We start from the raw sequence: 16977 nt of genomic DNA, 5'->3' as shown, positions 1-16977 counted from the left end.
GGCCTGTCCCGCGCCGAACGCGCCGGAGCGCTCGAAGACGTGCACCTCCAGTCTGCGTCCCGCGTCCAGCCGGCCGATGGTCGCCGACAGCCTCTCCAGGAGGTAGGTGGCGCGTGGCCCGCCCCCGACCAGCGCGAGTTTGAAGGGCGGCGCGGGCTGCACGGAGGCGGCTGCTTGGACGGCGGTCACCGGGTACCTCTCTTCGTGGATGCGATCGTCCGCCGAGGAACGACCGGATGTCAGCGATGGCGTTCTGTGATCAGGCGTTCAAGGGCGGAGAGGAAGGAGCCGATCTCCCCGGCCGTCATGCATCCCATGGTCGAAAGCCGGAAGAAGTCCTGGGCCAGCTGCTCCTGGGCGCTGTAGATGACGAAGCCGTCCCGTCGCAGCCCTCCATGGAGTTCGGCGTAGGTCAGGCCGCGCGGGATGCGGACGGCGGTCAGCGCGGCGGCCCTGTGCTCCGGCCGCAGGAGGATCTCCAAGCCCATCCCCTCAAGGCCGCCGCGCAGCTGCTGCGCGAGCCGTGTGTAGCGGGCCAGACGGGCTTCACGGCCTTCCGCCAGGGCGAGGTCGAGCGCGGCGTCGAAGGCGTAGAAGGCCGGGATGCCGGGTGTGAAGGCGGGGGCGGCGGCCTCTTCCTGTGCCCGGTAGTGCCTGTGCAGGTCCAGGTAGTAGGTGCGGCGCGGTCCGCTGCCCAGTGCCTCGAAGGCAGCCTTCCGGGCCGCGACGAAGCTCAGCCCGGGTGCTCCTTCCAGGCACTTGTTGGACGAGCCGGCGAGCCAGTCGGGGGCGTCGTCGCGCAGGGAGAGGGCCTCGGCTCCGACGCTGCTGACCGCGTCCACGACGACCTCGCGCCCGTGGGCGTGGGCGATCGCGGTCACTGCGGCCACATCGTTGAGCATGCCGGTGCTCGTCTCGTGGTGCACCACGCCCACGTGGGTCAGCCCGGGATCCGCGGCCAGCAGCCGGTCGAGCGCCCCGAGGTCCACCGGCGTACCCCAGCCGAGTTCCCAGCGGTGGGTCCGGACGGCGTGCGCCCTCGCGATGTGGTGCAGCCGCTCGCCGTAGTGGCCGTTGTCGATGACCAGCAGCCCGCCCGCCTCGGGGACCGCGGAGCTGATCGCGGCCTCCACCGCGCAGGTGCCGGAGCCGGTGAGCATCACGGCCGTGTGCTCGTCGCCCCCACCGCAGACCGCGGTGGTCTTGCGCCGTACCCGGGTCAGCAGCCGGGAGAACTCCGGTTCCCGGTGGCACATGTCGGGTCCGGCGAGCGCGGACCTGACCCGCTCGTGTGTCATCACCGGCCCGGGGTTCATCAGGACCGGCCGGCGCGCCGGTCCGTCGGGGCCGGCCTCGGGGTCTTCTCCGGAGCGGAGGGCCGGGCCCTGCGTGATGCCGAACGTCATGCGGAGATCGCCTCCATGAACCGGGTCGCCGAAGCCGGCGGGGACAGGGCCGGACGGCCGAGCCGGGGATCGGACCCGGAGGCGATCCGCACCCGGATCAGCTGGGGGCCCCCGGCGCCCTGGGCGGCCGCCACCGCGGCGGTGAGTTCGACGGCCTTCGTCACGTCATGGGTCGCGCGATAGCCGCAGGCCCGCGCGATCGCGCCGAAGTCGATCGCGGCGGAGGCGGTGGGCTGCCCGCCGGTGGACTCGTACGCCTCGTTGTCGAGCAGGACGTGCAGCAGGTTGGGCGGCGCCAGACGACCGATGGCGGCCATGGCCTCCAGCCGCATGAGCGCCGCGCCGTCGCCGTCGAGCACCACCACCTTGCGGTCCCTGGCGTACAGCGCCACCCCGAGGGCGACGCTGGAGGCGCAGCCCATCGAACCGACCACGTACAGGTTCCGCCCGCGGTCCCAGTCCCGCTCCAGCTCCCGGGCCGTCTTGCCGGTGGTGGCGACCAGGCAGCTGGCCCGGTCCATGCTCTGTACGACACGGCCGATCGCCTCGGCGCGCGGCATCAGGTCACCGCGCTCATGGGGCGGTGGGCCGGCGGCGTACGGGGCGACGGCTCCCTTGGGGACGACGAAGGCGAAGGGCAGCCCGGTGGCCTCCATATGGGCCTTGGCCTCGTCGAGCCGGGCCGCCAGCGCGGCGGGTTCGTCGGGGAGGATCTCGTTCCTGATCCGCATGGCCGTCAGCATCTGGGGGGTGATCTCGCCCATCAGCTCGTGCTGCGGCTCGTCGGGGGAGCCGGGCCGGCCGCGCCAGGTGACGAAGAGCAGGACCGGGAGCCGGAGCGTGTGGCACAGCGAGGTCAGCGGGTTGACGGCGTTGCCGAGCCCGGAATTCTGCAATATCACCACCGGCGTGCGCCCGGCGAGCCGAGCACCGGCGGCCACGGCCACCGCCTCGCCCTCATTCGCGGCGATGAGGTACTCCTGCGGACACCGGTCCTGCAGACAGCTTATGACCGGGCCCAGGTACGAGCAGGGCACCCCGGTGAACGGCCCGAATCCGCGCTCGCGCACCAGGTCGACGACGGTCGCCGCGTCGAGGCCGAGAACGGTGGTCGCGCTCATCGCCGCGCCGCCCGCTCGGCGCCGACCGGCATGAGGTCCTCCTCGGGCCCGGTCTCGTAGGCGGCGATGAAACGGGCCTCGTTCCGCTTCTGCTCGCTCATGCCCTGCAGGTCGAAGACGGTGGCGAGCGGTGCGATCCGCTCCTCGACCCCCGTGGTGCGGCCGTCCTGGAGAATGGTCCTGAAGGTGTCGCTGACCGCGGTGATCCCGGCGCGCAGGCCGTGGTTGGCGTAGATGACCATCTTGGCGCCCGCGGCGCCGAGTTCGGCGGCCGTGATGGTGTGGTAGGTGGTCGGCACGACCACCACGGGCGTGGGCTGCCGCCACGAGGTGAGGAACTCCAGCACCGGCTCGGGCGAGTCGCTCTTCGCGTGGATCAACACCGCGTCGGCGCCGGCCTGGACGTATGCCTCACCGCGCCGCAGCGCTTCCTCCATGCCCTGACCGGCGATGAGCGCCTCGATCCGGGCGATCACCATGAAGTCCGGGTCGCGCTGGGCCTCCTTGGCCGCGGCCAGCTTGCCGCAGAACTCGCCGATGGGGGCGAGCTCCTGCCGGCCGGGGATGAAGCTGTTGACCTTCGGGAAGCGCTTGTCCTCGATCGATATGCCGGCGATGCCGGCCGCCTCGTAGCGGCGGACCATGTTCATCACGTTGTGCGCGTTGCCGTAGCCGGCGTCGGCGTCGGCGATGACGGGGACCTCGACGGCCGCCGCCATCGACCCGGCCACCGAGAGCAGTTCGCTCATCGTGAGGATGTCGGTGTCCGGCACGCCCTGCGATGCCGAGATCTCCAGACCGCTCGACCAGACGCCGTCGAAGCCGGCCCGTTCGGCGAGGCGTGCGCCCAGCGGATTGTGGGCGCCGACGATCCGTACCACACCCGGGCGTTCGAACAGGGCGCGAAGGCGCGCGGCACTTTTGTGGCCGCCGTAGCCTGCCCTGCCGCCGTTCTGCTGCTCGATTTCTGCTGTTCCATTCATAACGGTTCTCCCGCTGCGCGAGTTATCGAAGAGAGGCCGGGCGACATTGACCTGGCGAGAGCTTACGGCCAGTCGCCCCACCGGGAAAACGAGAACAAGGCCCCACGTCATCAGGTCTTAAGTGATGGTTTAGCAGCACCCCAGCACAGCAAGTAGGAGTGATTTAAGGGCGTTGTGTGAATATGGCTGAGGAGCCGCTTCGCAGGGTTTATCCGAGCGGTGCCAGGCGATAGAAGGGATGGCGATGTTCGACCAAATAGTGGAGCGATTGCACGATCCGGCCGTGTATTCCATACCGGCGGTGGCCCTGCTGATCGTGATCGAACTGGTGGCCATCCGGTTCAGCGATGACGAGGAACTGACGGGCTACGACCTCAAGGACCACACCGCCAGCATCGTGACCGGGCTGGGAGCGCTGGGGTGGTCCACCCTCATGCGCGTCGTGGCGCTCGCGCTGTACGTGCCGGTCTACGAGTACGTGGCGCCCTTCCACCTGTCGCCGTCCTTCTGGGGCACCTGGGTGGTGCTCTTCTTCGGGGTGGACTTCCTCCTCTACTGGAACCACCGGGCGTCCCACGCGATCCGGTTGATCTGGGCGGGGCACCAGGTCCACCACTCCAGCCAGTACTTCAACCTGTCCACGGCACTGCGCCGCAAGTGGGCGCAGTGGTTCGAGAAGATGATCTGGCTGCCGCTTCCGCTGCTCGGAGTGCACCCGGCGCTCGTCTTCGCCACGCAGTCGGTCCACCTCCTCTACGGGCTCTTCGCCCACACCGAGAAGATCCGCAAGCTGCCCAGGCCGATCGAGTTCCTCCTGGTGACGCCGTCGCACCACCGCGTCCACCACGGCATCGAGCCGGAGTACATCGACAAGAACTTCTCCAGCATCCTGATCATCTGGGACCGGATGTTCGGCACTTTCCAGGCCGAAATGGGCCGGCCCACCTATGGGCTGACGAAGCAGATCGAGACGTACAACATCTGGAAGATCCAGGTGCACGAGTTCGCCAACATGATCCGGGACGTCCGTCAGGCGCGCACCTGGCGCCACCGCCTCGGCTACGTCTTCGGCCCCCCGGGGTGGCGCCCCGGCGAGACGCGGGCGAACGCGGTCGCCGGCTCCGCCTCCGGTACCGCAGCGGCCGCCGACTGACCCCGCCCCGGCCCACCCCGCCCACCGCATCCTTCACGGCACGACGCAGCACAAGACTCAGAGGGGACCGATGTTCCGTTCGATGTTGAGGGCCGTACTCGCCCTGCTCCTGCGCCTGGTGTTCCGGCCACGCATCAGCGGCCTCGGGAACATCCCGGACTCCGGTCCCTGCATCATCGCGGCCAACCACCTCTCCTTCTGCGACCACGTCCTGATCTCCCTCATGGCCAAGCGGCCCGTCTGGTTCATCGGGAAGGCCGAGCGGCTCGACGGCACGGGGCTGCGGGACCGGCTGCGCGTGAAGCTCCTCCATGTCCTCGGCTTCGTCCCGGTGAAGCGCGACGGCGGAGCGGGCGGCGTGGACGCCCTCAAGCGCGCCGAGGAGGTGCTGCGTGAGGGACGCATCTTCGGGATCCACCCCGAGGGCACCCGGTCCCCCGACGGACGCGTCTACCGCGGCCGCGCCGGGGTGGGCTGGCTGGCGCTCGCCACCGGCGCGCCGGTGGTCCCCTGCGGCCTGGCCGGAACCGATCGCGTGCAGCCACTGGGCAGGCTGATGTGGCGGGTCACCCGGTTCGACATGCACTTCGGCTCGCCCATGACCTTCCCCGAGTTCGCCGGGCGCGAGGGCGACTACAAGGTCCGCAGGCTGGTCACCGACTCCGTCATGGAACAGGTGCACACGCTCGCCGGCCTGGAGTACGTGCACCGGTACGCCCCCAGGAGCACGCCCCCCGCCGAAGCGACCGCGGGCGGCTGACGGACATGGATGTCTTCATCACCGGCCTCGGTGCCATCAGCTGCCTCGGCGACGGACCCGAGGCCTTCTGGAAGGGCCTGCACGCCGGCCGGAGCGGTCCCACGCCGGTGGAGTCGCTGACCGGACAGGTCCGCGCTCCCCTCGCCTACCAGGTTCCGCCCGCCACCGACGCGTCGGCGCACGCCGAGGACGACGCCACCCGGGGCCGGGTCTCGCGGTTCGCCCTGCACGCCGCCCGCCAGGCGGTCGTGGACGCGGGCCTCACCGGCGAAGAGGTCGCCGGCATGGCCGTGGTGATCGCCACCGCCATAGGGGTGTGCGAGGAACGGGAGGACGCCTTCCGCGCGGGCGTGCCCGATGACGCGGTATGGACGCCGTCCTTCTCCGTCGCCTCGGCCGTCGGCGACGCGCTGGGCTCCTTCGGGGCGAACATCAGCGTGAGCAACGCCTGCGCCGCCAGCGGCTACGCCCTGAGCGTCGCGATGGACCTCGTCCGGCGCGGTGAGGCGGAGACCGTGCTGGTCGGCGGGGCCGAAGGGAGCGCCGGGGTGCCGATCGCCGCCTTCGACCGGCTGGGCGCGATCGACCCCGACGGCTGCCGCCCCTTCGAAGCCGACCGCAAGGGGACCGTTTTCGGCGAGGGCGCGGCCATGCTCGTCGTGCAGTCCGCCCGTGCGGCGGCGGGCCGCCGTACGTACGGCAGGCTGTCCGGTACCGCGTGGAGCTGCGACGCCTACCACACCACCGCGCCCGACCCGGGCCGCCGCCAGCTGGTGCGTGCGGCGCGGGAGGCGCTGCGGGACGCGGGGTGCGGACCCGAGGCGATCGGCTGCGTGATCCCGCACGGCACGGGGACCCAGCCGAACGACCTGCTGGAGTCGGAGACCCTGCGCGACGTGCTGGGCCAGCGCTGCGATTCCACACCGCTGTTCAGCCTCAAGGCCTTCATCGGGCACACGGCCGGTGCCGCGGCCGCCTTCAGCGCGGTCTGCGGGGCCCTCGTCCTGCGGCACGGGCAGGTGCCGCCGAACATCGCCCTGGCACGGCAGGACCCGGCGTGCGACGTGTGGCTCCCGCAGGACGGCCCGACACCGCTGCCACGACCGGGCGTGCTGATCAATTCCTATGCCTTCGGCGGCAGCAACGTGTCGCTCGTGCTCGACGGAGGACTCCCGTGACCGCTCGCCCCCACGTCGCCGAGGCGGCGGTGAGCGGCGTCGGGGTCACCCTGCCGCCCGCCGGCCTCGCACCCGGCGCGGCCTGGTTCGACCACAGGTCGCAGCTGGGTCCGCGCGGCTACAAATACCTCCCCGAGGCGTGCCAGTACCTGCTGGCGGCGGCGAGGGCGGCGGTCGCGGGCAGCGACGGTCTGCTGGAGCGGTGCCCCGAGGAGCGGCGCGGCGCCGTGGTCGGGACGAACAGCGCCGTGGCGGAGCTGCACTCCGTCATCGACCGGACGACCCGGACCGAGGGGGCCGACTTCGTCAGCCCCATGACGGCGCCCTTCTTCTCGGTGAACCTGGTCGGCGCCCGGCTCTCCACCGAGCACCTGCTCAAGGGCTTCAACCTGACGGTCACCTCACCACGGGTGGCCGGTGTGGAGGCGCTGCACCTGGCCGCCCACGAAGTGGCGGGCGGGCGGGCGGACGCCGTACTCGCCGGCGCGACCGAGGCGCCGGATCCCTACGCGGCCGACGCGCTGCCCGAAACCGGCGCCGCCCTCCTCGTACTGCGCCCCCGCGCATCGGCCGCGCCCGGGACGACGCTGTTGCGGTCGTGCCTGCTGTTCCTGCCGCCGCGTGCGCTGACGACGGCCGCAGGCCGCGAGCGGGCGCAGCGGACCGTGGTCTCAGCCCTCGACGCCGTCACGGCCGGGCTCGCCGGGGCCGACGGAACCGACGTCCGGCTGGTCACGGACGGATCGCCGGTCGCACGGGTCGTCTCGGACGCCGTCCGCGGCCGGAGGGGACCCGACGTGCCCCCGGGGGCCGACGTACCGCGCGCCGGGTCACTGGAGGCCGTGGCACTGCTCGCCGACGGCGTCAGCTCCGGTCGCGGGCGCGCCCGGCTGGTGGTCACCGCGGCCAGGGAAGGCAACGTCGCCATCGCCATGACGACCACGGAGCCGCTGCCCGGACCACCACGGCAGACCGGCTGAAGGCCTGGGGCGCACCGCCCCTACGCGCCGCGGGGCGGACCCACCGGACACTCCGTCCCGCGGCACCCCATCACGCAGCACACGACACGAGAAAGAGAGCCGACATGGCGCAGCAATCCCTCGCACTGGACCTCGAGGACCTCCGCGAGACGATCGCGAACATCCTCGACATCGACACCGCCGAGGTGACCGACGACGCCGACTTCGTCGAGGACCTGGACATGGACTCCCTGCTGGCGCTGGAGATCCTGGTCTCCCTGGAGCGCAGGTACCAGGTCAAGATCGGGGAAGAGCACATGAAGGAGGTCCGCTCGCTGCGGAGCACCCACAGCCTGCTGGCGAACAAGCTCGAAAGCGCATGAACCATGGCTGAGAACACCTCCCGTGTCGCCGTCGTCACCGGCGGGTCCCGGGGCATCGGACGGGCCGTGGTGGAACGGCTGCTGGCCGACGGCTACCACGTCGGCTACTGCTTCCAGACGGCGTCGGACGCGGCCGCGGACATCGAGCGCCTCGCCGAGGAGCACGGCGTCCGGGTGTCGGCCACCCGGGTCGACGTGACCGACGAGGCGGCGGTACGCGCGTACCTGAGGCAGACCGAGGACACCCTGGGACCCATCGACGTCCTGGTGTCCAACGCCGGGGTCATCCGTGACGCACCGCTGCTGAGGATGCAGGCGGAGGACTGGAACACCGTCATCGAGACGAACCTGACGGGCACCTACAACGTGTGCCGTGCGGCGATCTTCGAGTTCATGAAGCGGGGTACCGGCAGCATCGTCACCATCTCCTCGGTGACGGGTGTGTACGGCAACGCGGCGCAGACGAACTACGCGGCCTCGAAGGCCGGGATCATCGGGTTCACCAAGTCACTGGCGAAGGAGGTGGGCCGGTTCGGCGTGCGCGCCAACGTCGTGGCGCCCGGCTTCATCGCGACGGACATGACCGACTCGGTGAGCGAGGCGGTTCGCGACCGCACGGTGAAGAAGATCCCGGTCGGAAGGCTGGGAACCGCGCAGGAGGTGGCGGAGGCGGTCGCGTTCCTCGCTTCGCCCCGCTCCTCGTACATCACCGGGCACGTGCTCCACGTCGACGGCGGAATCCCCGACTGACACGTGGCGAAGGGCCCGCGGCCTCACGGCGCGCGGGCCCTTCGCCACGTGGGCCGTCAGCCCTGCTCCTTCACCTTCGCCGCGTAGACGGGCACGTACTCCTGGCCGGAGACCTCCGCGATGCTCCGCGTGATCAGGTCGGAGACGGCCCTGCGGGCGCGGGCGTCGCCGGCGGAGCCCTCGTACGCGGAGAGGTCGACGGGCCTGCCGAAGGTGACCTTGACCTTGGCCGGACGCGGAATCGCGCGCCTGGGCGGCAGGACGCGGTCGGTGCCGCTCATGGCCACCGGCACCACGGGCGCGCCGGACGTGAGAGCCAGCCATGCCACGCCCGTCTTGGCCCGGTAGAGCCGGCCGTCCGGGGAGCGCGTGCCCTCGGGGTAGATGCAGAAGACGCCGCCGTCCTTGACCACGCGAAGACACGCGTCGAGCGAGGCCACGGCCGCCCGCTGGTTCTCGCGGTCGACCGGCACCTGACCACTGCCCTGCATGAAGGACGAGATGATCCGCATCGGCCAGGGGCCTCCCGCGAAGTATTCCGACTTCGCCATGAAGGTCACCTGCCGGTCCAGCACCAGCGGCAGGAACGTGGAGTCCACGATGGACAGGTGGTTGGACGCGAGGATGGCGCCGTTCGACCGCGGCACATTCTCCAGGCCCGCGGCTTCGAGCCGTACCGCGGCACGCAGCACCGGTCCGGACAGCCGCTTCACGTGCTCATACATCATCGCCTTGTTCCTCTGTGACTCGTGTGATCTGCGCGGCCCTCGCTCCGCGGCGGCCCACAGCCGGTACCACCGCCGTGAGCCGCCGCGTGCGCGCCGTGACAGCGCTCTTGCCTTCGTCCGCCGCCGAGCGGCGGACCTATCCGTAGTCGAAGGTGTCGGGATCGGGTCCCCGCCGCTGACCGGTGTCGAGCGAGGCGATCCTGGCCATCTCGTGCTCGTCCAGGGAGAAGTCGAAGACGTCGAAGTTCTCCCTGATCCTGGCGGCCGCGGACGACCTGGGGATCACGAGGTTGCCCAGTTGCAGGTGCCAGCGGATCACCACCTGTGCCGGCGAGCGGCCGTGTGCCCGTGCGATCTCGCCCAGTACCGGCAGGTCGAGGAGCCCCTGCCCTGACCCGAGCGGGCTCCACGCCTGTGTGGCGATGCCGTGCGCGGCGTGGAACTCACGCAGCTGTGCCTGCTGGAAGGCGGGATGGAGCTCGACCTGGTTGACGGCGGGGACGATGTCGCAGCGGTCCATGAGCCGGGTGAGCTGGCCGGCGGTGAAGTTGGAGACGCCGATCGCGCGTATCCGTCCCTCGGCGTGGAGCTTCTCCAGGACGCGCCAGGTCTCCAGGTACCGGTCCCGCAGCGGAAGCGGCCAGTGGATGAGGTAGATGTCGACCCGGTCCATGCCGAGCCGTTCGAGGCTGGCGTCGAAGGCCCGCAGCGCCTCGTCGGTGCCGTGGTCGCTGTTCCAGAGCTTGGTCGTGACGACGATCTCGTCGCGCGGGATGCCGGACGCGGCCACGGCGGCGCCGACGCCGCGTTCGTTGCGGTAGCTGGTGGCGGTGTCGATGCCGCGATAGCCGGCCTCCAGCGCGGTGCCCACGAGGGACTCGGCGTCACCGTCCGGGATCTGCCACATGCCCAGACCGAGCCGGGGGACGTCCAGACCCTGGTTGAGGGTCACGGTGGGCTTCACGCACCGGCCTCCAGCCCGAGGTCCACCGGCAGCGCATAGCACCCGTGGAGATGGGTCGTGGTCCGGAACCGGATCTCCTCGTCCGGGATCGCCAGCCTCATGTTCGGGTAGCGCGTGACGAGTTCCTCCAGGACCACCTCGAGTTCGAGCTTGGCCAGGGCCGCCCCCAGGCACACGTGGATCCCGTGGCCGAAGGCGAGGTGCCGCGGCGTGCGGGGCCTGTCGAGGTCGATCTCGTCGGGCTCGGGGAACGCGGACCCGTCCCAGTTGGCCGCCTGGACCGAGGCGATGACGCCCTCGCCCGCGGGGATCGTGACCCCGCCCAGCTCGATGTCCTCGAGCGCCGCCCTCCTCGGCGAGTCCCGGGAGATCGAGTGGTAGCGCAGCAGCTCGTCCACCAGGGCCGGGATGACCGACAGGTCGCCCCGCGCCCGCTCCGCGAGATCCGGCCGCTGGATCAGCGTCAGAGCGCTGAGCTCGATCATGTGCGCGGTGGTGGAGAACCCGGCGAACAGCATCAGTGCCACGAACGACACCAGCTCCATGTCGCCCATGTCCGGGTTCTCGGTGATCAGTTTGCTCAGGAGGTCGTCGTCCGCCCGGGCGCGCTTGTCCGCGATCAGCTTGGTCACGGCGGACAGCAGTTCGAGCTTGGCCTGGTCGCGTTCGCTCGATTCCAGGTCGTCGTGGGCGAGGACGAGGCGGATGTTCCGCTCGAAGCCGGCCAGGTCGTCGGCGGGCACGCCGAGCAGCAGACTGATCACGAGGGCCGGGATGGGGGTGGCGAACTCGGCGACCAGGTCGACGGGTTGGGGCAGCGCCTCGATGGCGGCGCAACGTTCGAGGGTGATGCGCTCGATGTCGGGGCGCAGCCGCCGGATGCGCCGGGGGGTGAACTCGCCGGACACCAGCGCGCGCAGCTGGGTGTGCACCGGCGGATCCGCGTGCGTCATGCTCACCGGCAGGTCGGTGCCCCCCGGCAGGTTCCACCGGGGAAAGCCCTCGGCCTTCGGGTTGGCGCTGAACCCCGGGTGGGTGAGGACCTCCCGTACGAGTTCGTAGCTCGTGGCGAGCCAGGCCGGCTCCCCGTCGGGGAGCACCACCCGCGTCAGCGGAGCGGTGTCCCGGAGCGATGCCATCGACTCCGGCGGGGCGTAGGGACACCCCGCGGGCGCTCCCTGCGGCAGTCGCGGAAGGTCGGTCGTGCCGGTGCTCGTGTCAATTGTCATCAGTCTCACCTTGAATTCCGTAGTTGCCTGCCGGTTCACCACGTGACGACCGTGGCGCAGGCCGCGGTCCCCCCGCCGAGTCCGGCGATCATCACGCGGTCGCCCCGGGTGATGCGTCCCGCTCCGGCCTCCCTGGCGAGCGTCAAAGGGATCGAGGCGGCGCCCGTGTTGCCGAACCGGTCCGCCGACACCGCCACCTTGTCCATGGGCACGTCGAGCCACTTGGCGCAGAACTCCACCATCCGGCCGCTGCCCTGGTGGAACACGAACCGGTCGATGTCCGCCGGCGTCACGCCGGCCTCGGCGCACGCCTGGGCCGCCACCGGTGGGAGGGCGGACTCCGCCCAGGCGACGACCCCCCGCCCGTCCATCTCGAACCGGTCCGCCAGGGGTTCGCGCGCGTTCCGGAGCGGCAGGCGGCTGCCGCCGCCGCGTACGCCCACCAGGTTCACGTGCTCGGGCCGGCACCTCGCCACCACGCCGACGCCCTCGGCGCCGGCGGGCAGGGCGTCGAGGACGACCGCCCCCGCCCCGTCGCCGAAGAGGCTCACGGTCCTGCGGTCCAGCGGGTTGAGGATGGTCGAGTACTTGTCGGCGCCGATGAGGGCCACCGGTCCGCGCCTGCGCCATCCGTCGGCAGCGCCCAGGCCGTAGAGGAACCCGGCGCACACCCCGTTGACGTCGAAGGCCGGTATGTCGCGCAGCCCGAGTTCGGCGAGGACGAACGCCGCCGTGGGCGGCTGCGGTTGGTCCGGGGTGGAGGTGCAGACGATGACGGCGGCCAGGTCGCCGCCGCGCAGTCCGGCGTCCTCCAGGGCCATGGCGAGAGCCCGGGCCGCCATCGCGGAGGTCGGCTCTCCGTCGTGGGCGTAGCGGCGTTCCTCCACCCCGGTGCGCCCGGTGATCCACTCCGGGGTCACGTCGCACCACCGTGAGATCGTCTCGTTGTCGATGCGCCGCTCGGGCACGTACCAGCCCAGCCCGACGGCACCCAGCTTCCCCGGCCTTGTCTTCATCGGTATGCCTCGTAGACCTTCCGTAGAGTGCGTGCGGTTATCCGGCCTCCGGGGACCTCCGGACCTGCCAGGACCGGCGGTGCGCCGGAGCGGGAGCGTGAACCCGGAAGGCAGCGGGCGACGGCTGCGGCCTGGACTTCGGCGCACTTGACCGCCGAGTCACCGCAGCGGAAGCGGTTGAGGAGGTACAGCCCCGGCGATCCCGGTGCCTCCAGGGACAGGCCGAGCCGGCGGCGGCTGAGCGTGTCGCGCACGTCGGCGGGCAGGTGCGGGGAGGCGTCCTGGAACCCCGTCGCCGCGATGACCGCGTCGAACGTGCCCTCGGTTCCGTCGGCGAAGCGGACGGACTCCTGTTCCAGGGCGACGACGCCGGTGCGCGCGTGGAGACGGCCGTGGCTGAGGTGGGGGAGGAAGTGGTCGCTCAGCACCGGTGTCGAAACGGCGAGCGGGCTCCTCGGGACCTCCAGCCCGAAGGAGTCGTAGGAGCCCACCACGCGGCGGACGACCGACTCGCCCACCCTGGCGATCACGCGGCCCACCAGCGGGGCGTGGCTCAGCCCGCCGCCCGAGTGGTCGATCGGCTTGCCCAGCAGCACCTTGGGCAGGTACCACTTCGGGGTCCTGATGCTGATCTCCACCCGCGATGCGGCGGAGGTGAGCTCGCACGCGATGTCCACGGCCGAGGCGCCGTTGCCGATGACGAGGACCCGCTTGCCGCGGTACGGCTCGGCGTTCCTGTACTCGGCGGAGTGGCTGAGCGCGTACGTCGTTCCGGCCGCGCGCGGCACGTCCGGCCACACGGGCTCGACGTTGTGGCCGGTGGCGTCGACGACGGCGTCGAACTCCTCCTCCGTCCCGGCCCCGGTGCGGTCGTGCCACCGTACGAGCCAGCCGCCGCCCTCCCGGGCGGACACCGAGTCCACCCGGCACTCCCAGTGGCGCTGCGGGCCCTGACACCCGGCGGCCACTTCGGCGAGGTAGGCCGAGTAGAGCGAGTGGTGGACGAAGTGGACCGACGGCTCGGCCGGTATCGCGGTGCCGGTGAAGGCGCTGCGCTGCCGCGAGGTGTTGAGGAACAGCGTGTCGTACACGCGGCTCCGCTTCGAGGCGGTGTTCCACAGGCCGCCGGCCTCGGGGTCCTCCGACACCCAGTGCACGGACCACTCCGGAAGGTGCCGTGAGATTTCCCGGACGGCCGCGATGCCGAAGATCCCGGAGCCGATCACGCAGACCTTCACAGGGCCGGCTTTCCGGCGGACTCCGGTGCGGCGAACATCGGCGAACCCTTCCGGGACCGGTACAGCCGCTTGGCGAAGTCATAGGCCGGCACCTCGATGTACCGGTAGATCGGCACCGACAGGAGGATCACGACGCCGAAGTAGGCAGCCATGACCAGCACCTTCCACAGCGGCTCGCCGAGGGTGGACGCGGAGACCCCGAACAGGGACGAAAGCCAGCGCATGACGAAGGGCTCGGACGGCAGGACCACCAGGAGCTGGATCGCGTACATGCCGTAGGACAGCTTCCCCAGCCCCACGAAGACCTTCCCGCGCAGCAGCGACCAGCGGCCCGCGAGATCGGCCTGTGCCAGGGCCACCACCAGGAAGGGCAGCGCGACGAGGCCCACCGCCGTGCGCTGGAGGGGACCGTCCAGGTAGGTACCGATCACGTAGGCGACCGCGCACCAGGCCCACGCCCACCTCTGCCGGATCGTCGGGAGCACTCCCCGGTTGAGGAGGACGCAGCACACCATGCCGACGAGGAACTCGAGGAAGCGGTAGGGCGGGAAGGGGAGGGTGAGCCAGTAGACCAGGTCGCCGCCCTGGGACCCGGTGCTGAAGTACTGCAGGTGGCCGCCCGAGGTCTTCACCGTGAAGTAGTGCATCACGTACAGCGGCAGCGCGAACTCGAGGAAGACGGCGGTACCGAGAACCCAGTACAGGGCCCGCGTGCTCAAGCGCTGCACGACGAACAGCGCGAGCGGGAACAGCAGATAGAAGAAGGCTTCGGTGCTCAGCGACCAGGTGACCGGGTTGACGCCGGTGTAGATCTCCTGGAAGGGGACCCACGACTGCAGCAGCGTCAGGTGCAGGACGATGTTTTCCGTGGTGATCGGCATCCCGAGCACCACGATGGCACCGATGGCCAGCGCGGTCGTGACGAAGTAGACCGGATACAGCTTCCCGACGCGCTTGGCGCAGAAGTTGGCGAGGCTCGTCCCCTCACGTGTGGTGAGGGCCAGGACGAAACCGCTGAGGATGAAGAAGCTGCCCACCGCGAAGTTCCCGCTCATGGTGAGGAAGCGGGGACGCGTCAGCGGGGCGAACTCCAGGCCGCCCGTCGGGCCGAAGACGAACTGGAATGTCGTGAAGTGAAATCCGAACACCAGGATCGCGGCCAGCCCACGCAGCCCGGTCAATGAGTCGAGCAACGGCGGTGCTTGTGGTCGCCGGGCAGGACGCGCTTCGGCCGTCACCTCTGCAGAGGTCAGCATATTCACCCACGTATCTCTATCGGTTGTCTCTCGTGCGCCCACTATGACCATTGATTCGAGGCCGTTTCAAGGCGGCTGGACTCGGCTTTATCCACCTCATTGGCGGGCTTTAGCGCCGCATTCCGGGCTTTAAAGCCCGAGTCATAGGAAGGCTTATCAGGGCTTTTAGCGCAGCGTGCTAATTTTCGATCAACGCATTTGAGGAGAAGGAAAAGAAATGGACTGGATCCGCCGCGACGCCGGACCGTACGCGGATGAGGTTCTCGTTCGCAGGACGCGTCCGGCGTCGGTGGGCGGGCCCGTTCGCGTCCTGGCCCTGCACGGGCTGGCCGGGACCGACACCGTCTGGCACGACTGCGCTCGGATCGCGGCGCCCGAAGTCGAGTTCTGGTCGGCCCTCATGCCCTGGGGAGCCGCCGGCAAGGAGACCTGGAGCCACCGGGGCGATCCGGCCGCGTGGATCGGCCAGGCACTGGACGCGGTGCCCGGCGGGGTGGACGTGCTGATCGCACACTCCTTCTCCACCGGGCTCGCCCTGGAGACGCTGGCCGGCATGGACCGCGCGGTGCGTCCCGGAGCGGCCGTGGTCGTCGCCCCGTTCCACCGACGCAGTCCGGAGGACTTCGCCTGGCACACCGCGAGCCACTACCTGAACTCGTACCACGGCTTCCTCGACGAATGCCTGCGCATTGGCTCCCGCCGCCCCCTCGACGACGGCGTGCGCCGCGACATGGCGCTGCGCGTCCGTGACCGTGTGGGCGCGTACGGCTTCCTGCGCTTCCTGGACACCTATCTGCGCAGCCCCTTCCTGGACACGGCGGCCCTCGATCTGCCGGTGCTCGTGGTGGCCGGCGACGGGGATCCGTTCGCGCCCCTGGACGACGCCCGCGGTCTCGCCGCGGCCCTGCCCGACGCACGGTTGCGCGTCTTCCAGGACTGCGGCCACCTGCCGATGGCGGAGCAGCCGAAGGGCTTCGCCGCGGCCGTGGACGACCTGATCCGCGAGACATTCCCGGCACACAGTGAGAGGTACACATGTTGACTTCGACCAAGGGCACTTGGTGCCTGATTCTCGGCGCGTCGAGCGGGATGGGCCGGGCGACCGCTCTGGCGATGGCGAAGGAGGGCGCGAACGTCTTCGGCGTGCACTTCGACTCCGCGGACCGCCTGGAAGCGATCGACGAACTCACCGATGAACTGCGCGAGTTGGGGGCCAAGGTCTCCTTCCACAACGCCAACGCCGCCAGCAGGGCGACCCGGGCGGAGCTGGTGGAGAAGCTGACGGAGGTCACCGGCGGCGCCGGTGTGCGGGTGGTGCTCCACTCCCTCGCCTTCGGCAGCCTGCTGCCGTTCATCCCGAGCACCGGTGAGCCGAGCGTCATCACCCAGCGCCAGATGGACATGACCAGCGACGTGATGGCGCACAGCCTCGTCTACTGGGTCAGGGACCTCCACACCGCGGGGCTGCTGTCACGGGGCGCCAAGGTCTTCACCCTGACCAGCCACGGTGACAACCGGGTCATCTCGCACTACGGGGCCGTGTCGGCGGCCAAGTCCGCGCTCGTCTCGCACGTGCGGCAACTGGCGGTGGAACTCGCCCCCTCCGGCATCGCGGTCAACGCGCTGCGGGCGGGCGTCACCCGGACACCCGCGCTGGAGCGCATCCCCGGCGGCGACGACCTCATCCAGCGGGCCACGCAGGCCAATCCGCACGGCCGGGCCACCGTCCCGGAGGACATCGCCGAAGCCGTCGTGCTGCTGTCGGCGAGCGACTCGTCGTGGCTCACCGGAAACGTCATCAGCGTGGACGGCGGCGAAGGACTGGTCTAGGAGGACGAGGCCCAGAAATCACG

18 protein-coding genes are annotated in these 16977 nt (G+C 70.6%); 8 read left to right on the top strand and 10 right to left on the bottom strand.

Annotated elements, in window-relative coordinates:
* From VR44_RS01935 to VR44_RS01920, 4 genes are all read right to left on the bottom strand, one after another.
* On the bottom strand, window positions 1-189 hold a 189-nt coding region (locus VR44_RS01935), incomplete at its 3' end, for an FAD/NAD(P)-binding protein (RefSeq protein ID WP_045945566.1).
* A 50-nt stretch (window positions 190-239) separates the two neighbouring features.
* Window positions 240-1406 (bottom strand): pyridoxal-phosphate-dependent aminotransferase family protein, encoded by a 1167-nt coding sequence (locus VR44_RS01930; RefSeq protein ID WP_094191371.1) that lies wholly within the window; start codon window positions 1404-1406, stop codon window positions 240-242.
* Window positions 1403-2527 carry a phosphonopyruvate decarboxylase gene (gene aepY / locus VR44_RS01925; RefSeq protein ID WP_045945565.1) on the bottom strand — a complete coding sequence of 375 codons (1125 nt, stop codon included), beginning with the start codon at window positions 2525-2527 and terminating at the stop codon, window positions 1403-1405. The genes VR44_RS01930 and aepY overlap by 4 nt, the downstream gene beginning before the upstream one ends.
* Window positions 2524-3510: an isocitrate lyase/phosphoenolpyruvate mutase family protein gene (locus VR44_RS01920; protein WP_094191370.1), complete on the bottom strand. Its 987-nt coding sequence runs from the start codon at window positions 3508-3510 to the stop codon at window positions 2524-2526. The genes aepY and VR44_RS01920 overlap by 4 nt, the downstream gene beginning before the upstream one ends.
* Before the next feature lie 283 nt (window positions 3511-3793).
* On the opposite strand from VR44_RS01920, the gene VR44_RS01915 reads away from it, so the two are divergent.
* From VR44_RS01915 to fabG, 6 genes are all read left to right on the top strand, one after another.
* Window positions 3794-4663: a sterol desaturase family protein gene (locus VR44_RS01915; protein WP_245691583.1), complete on the top strand. Its 870-nt coding sequence runs from the start codon at window positions 3794-3796 to the stop codon at window positions 4661-4663.
* An 82-nt stretch (window positions 4664-4745) separates the two neighbouring features.
* Window positions 4746-5423: a lysophospholipid acyltransferase family protein gene (locus VR44_RS01910; protein ID WP_245691582.1), complete on the top strand. Its 678-nt coding sequence runs from the start codon at window positions 4746-4748 to the stop codon at window positions 5421-5423.
* A gap of 5 nt (window positions 5424-5428) precedes the next feature.
* Window positions 5429-6601, top strand: a complete 1173-nt coding sequence (locus VR44_RS01905) for a beta-ketoacyl-[acyl-carrier-protein] synthase family protein (protein WP_045945562.1) — start codon at window positions 5429-5431, stop codon at window positions 6599-6601.
* Window positions 6598-7581 carry a beta-ketoacyl synthase N-terminal-like domain-containing protein gene (locus VR44_RS01900; protein WP_052713422.1) on the top strand — a complete coding sequence of 328 codons (984 nt, stop codon included), beginning with the start codon at window positions 6598-6600 and terminating at the stop codon, window positions 7579-7581. Before VR44_RS01905 ends, VR44_RS01900 begins: the two co-directional genes overlap by 4 nt.
* A 104-nt stretch (window positions 7582-7685) precedes the next feature.
* Window positions 7686-7943, top strand: a complete 258-nt coding sequence (locus VR44_RS01895) for an acyl carrier protein (protein WP_045945561.1) — start codon at window positions 7686-7688, stop codon at window positions 7941-7943.
* Window positions 7944-7946: 3 nt separating this feature from the next.
* Window positions 7947-8693 carry a 3-oxoacyl-[acyl-carrier-protein] reductase gene (gene fabG, locus VR44_RS01890; RefSeq protein ID WP_045945560.1) on the top strand — a complete coding sequence of 249 codons (747 nt, stop codon included), beginning with the start codon at window positions 7947-7949 and terminating at the stop codon, window positions 8691-8693.
* Window positions 8694-8749: 56 nt separating this feature from the next.
* Here fabG and VR44_RS01885 read toward each other — a convergent pair whose 3' ends face one another.
* From VR44_RS01885 to VR44_RS01860, 6 genes are all read right to left on the bottom strand, one after another.
* A complete protein-coding gene (locus tag VR44_RS01885; RefSeq protein WP_045945559.1) occupies window positions 8750-9421 on the bottom strand; it encodes a lysophospholipid acyltransferase family protein in 672 nt (223 codons plus the stop codon).
* 136 nt (window positions 9422-9557) lie between these two features.
* On the bottom strand, window positions 9558-10385 hold the full coding sequence (locus tag VR44_RS01880; protein WP_045945558.1) for an aldo/keto reductase: 828 nt from the start codon (window positions 10383-10385) through the stop codon (window positions 9558-9560).
* Entirely contained in the window at window positions 10382-11614 is a 1233-nt protein-coding gene (locus tag VR44_RS01875; RefSeq protein WP_045945557.1) for a cytochrome P450, read from the bottom strand. Before VR44_RS01875 ends, VR44_RS01880 begins: the two co-directional genes overlap by 4 nt.
* A 35-nt stretch (window positions 11615-11649) precedes the next feature.
* On the bottom strand, window positions 11650-12630 hold the full coding sequence (locus VR44_RS01870) for a 3-oxoacyl-ACP synthase III family protein (protein ID WP_045945556.1): 981 nt from the start codon (window positions 12628-12630) through the stop codon (window positions 11650-11652).
* On the bottom strand, window positions 12627-13868 hold the full coding sequence (locus VR44_RS01865; protein WP_045945555.1) for a flavin-containing monooxygenase: 1242 nt from the start codon (window positions 13866-13868) through the stop codon (window positions 12627-12629). The genes VR44_RS01870 and VR44_RS01865 overlap by 4 nt, the downstream gene beginning before the upstream one ends.
* Complete coding sequence (locus VR44_RS01860) at window positions 13865-15049, bottom strand: acyltransferase family protein (protein WP_045945554.1); 1185 nt, start codon at window positions 15047-15049, stop codon at window positions 13865-13867. Before VR44_RS01860 ends, VR44_RS01865 begins: the two co-directional genes overlap by 4 nt.
* A gap of 292 nt (window positions 15050-15341) precedes the next feature.
* On the opposite strand from VR44_RS01860, the gene VR44_RS01855 reads away from it, so the two are divergent.
* Both VR44_RS01855 and VR44_RS01850 read left to right on the top strand, forming a co-directional pair.
* Window positions 15342-16166 (top strand): alpha/beta fold hydrolase, encoded by an 825-nt coding sequence (locus VR44_RS01855; protein WP_052713420.1) that lies wholly within the window; start codon window positions 15342-15344, stop codon window positions 16164-16166.
* Complete coding sequence (locus VR44_RS01850) at window positions 16160-16954, top strand: SDR family oxidoreductase (protein ID WP_045945553.1); 795 nt, start codon at window positions 16160-16162, stop codon at window positions 16952-16954. Before VR44_RS01855 ends, VR44_RS01850 begins: the two co-directional genes overlap by 7 nt.
* The last annotated feature ends 23 nt before the right edge of the window (window positions 16955-16977 follow it).

It is taken from the genome of Streptomyces katrae (assembly GCF_000966975.1).
GTDB classification, from domain to species: Bacteria; Actinomycetota; Actinomycetes; order Streptomycetales; family Streptomycetaceae; genus Streptomyces; species Streptomyces katrae.
This window is presented reverse-complemented; position numbering and strand designations above follow the sequence as displayed.

Excerpts from the sequence above, each read along its gene's own strand:
- VR44_RS01910 (WP_245691582.1), top strand. The coding sequence starts at position 4,746 with ATGTTGAGGGCCGTACTCGCCCTGCTCCTGCGCCTGGTGTTCCGGCCA.
- VR44_RS01850 (WP_045945553.1), top strand. The coding sequence starts at position 16,160 with ATGTTGACTTCGACCAAGGGCACTTGGTGCCTGATTCTCGGCGCGTCG.
- fabG (WP_045945560.1), top strand. The coding sequence starts at position 7,947 with ATGGCTGAGAACACCTCCCGTGTCGCCGTCGTCACCGGCGGGTCCCGG.
- VR44_RS01920 (WP_094191370.1), bottom strand. The coding sequence starts at position 3,510 with ATGAATGGAACAGCAGAAATCGAGCAGCAGAACGGCGGCAGGGCAGGC.
- VR44_RS01905 (WP_045945562.1), top strand. The coding sequence starts at position 5,429 with ATGGATGTCTTCATCACCGGCCTCGGTGCCATCAGCTGCCTCGGCGAC.
- VR44_RS01895 (WP_045945561.1), top strand. The coding sequence starts at position 7,686 with ATGGCGCAGCAATCCCTCGCACTGGACCTCGAGGACCTCCGCGAGACG.
- VR44_RS01885 (WP_045945559.1), bottom strand. The coding sequence starts at position 9,421 with ATGATGTATGAGCACGTGAAGCGGCTGTCCGGACCGGTGCTGCGTGCC.
- VR44_RS01855 (WP_052713420.1), top strand. The coding sequence starts at position 15,342 with ATGGACTGGATCCGCCGCGACGCCGGACCGTACGCGGATGAGGTTCTC.
- aepY (WP_045945565.1), bottom strand. The coding sequence starts at position 2,527 with ATGAGCGCGACCACCGTTCTCGGCCTCGACGCGGCGACCGTCGTCGAC.
- VR44_RS01870 (WP_045945556.1), bottom strand. The coding sequence starts at position 12,630 with ATGAAGACAAGGCCGGGGAAGCTGGGTGCCGTCGGGCTGGGCTGGTAC.
- VR44_RS01875 (WP_045945557.1), bottom strand. The coding sequence starts at position 11,614 with ATGACAATTGACACGAGCACCGGCACGACCGACCTTCCGCGACTGCCG.
- VR44_RS01930 (WP_094191371.1), bottom strand. The coding sequence starts at position 1,406 with ATGACGTTCGGCATCACGCAGGGCCCGGCCCTCCGCTCCGGAGAAGAC.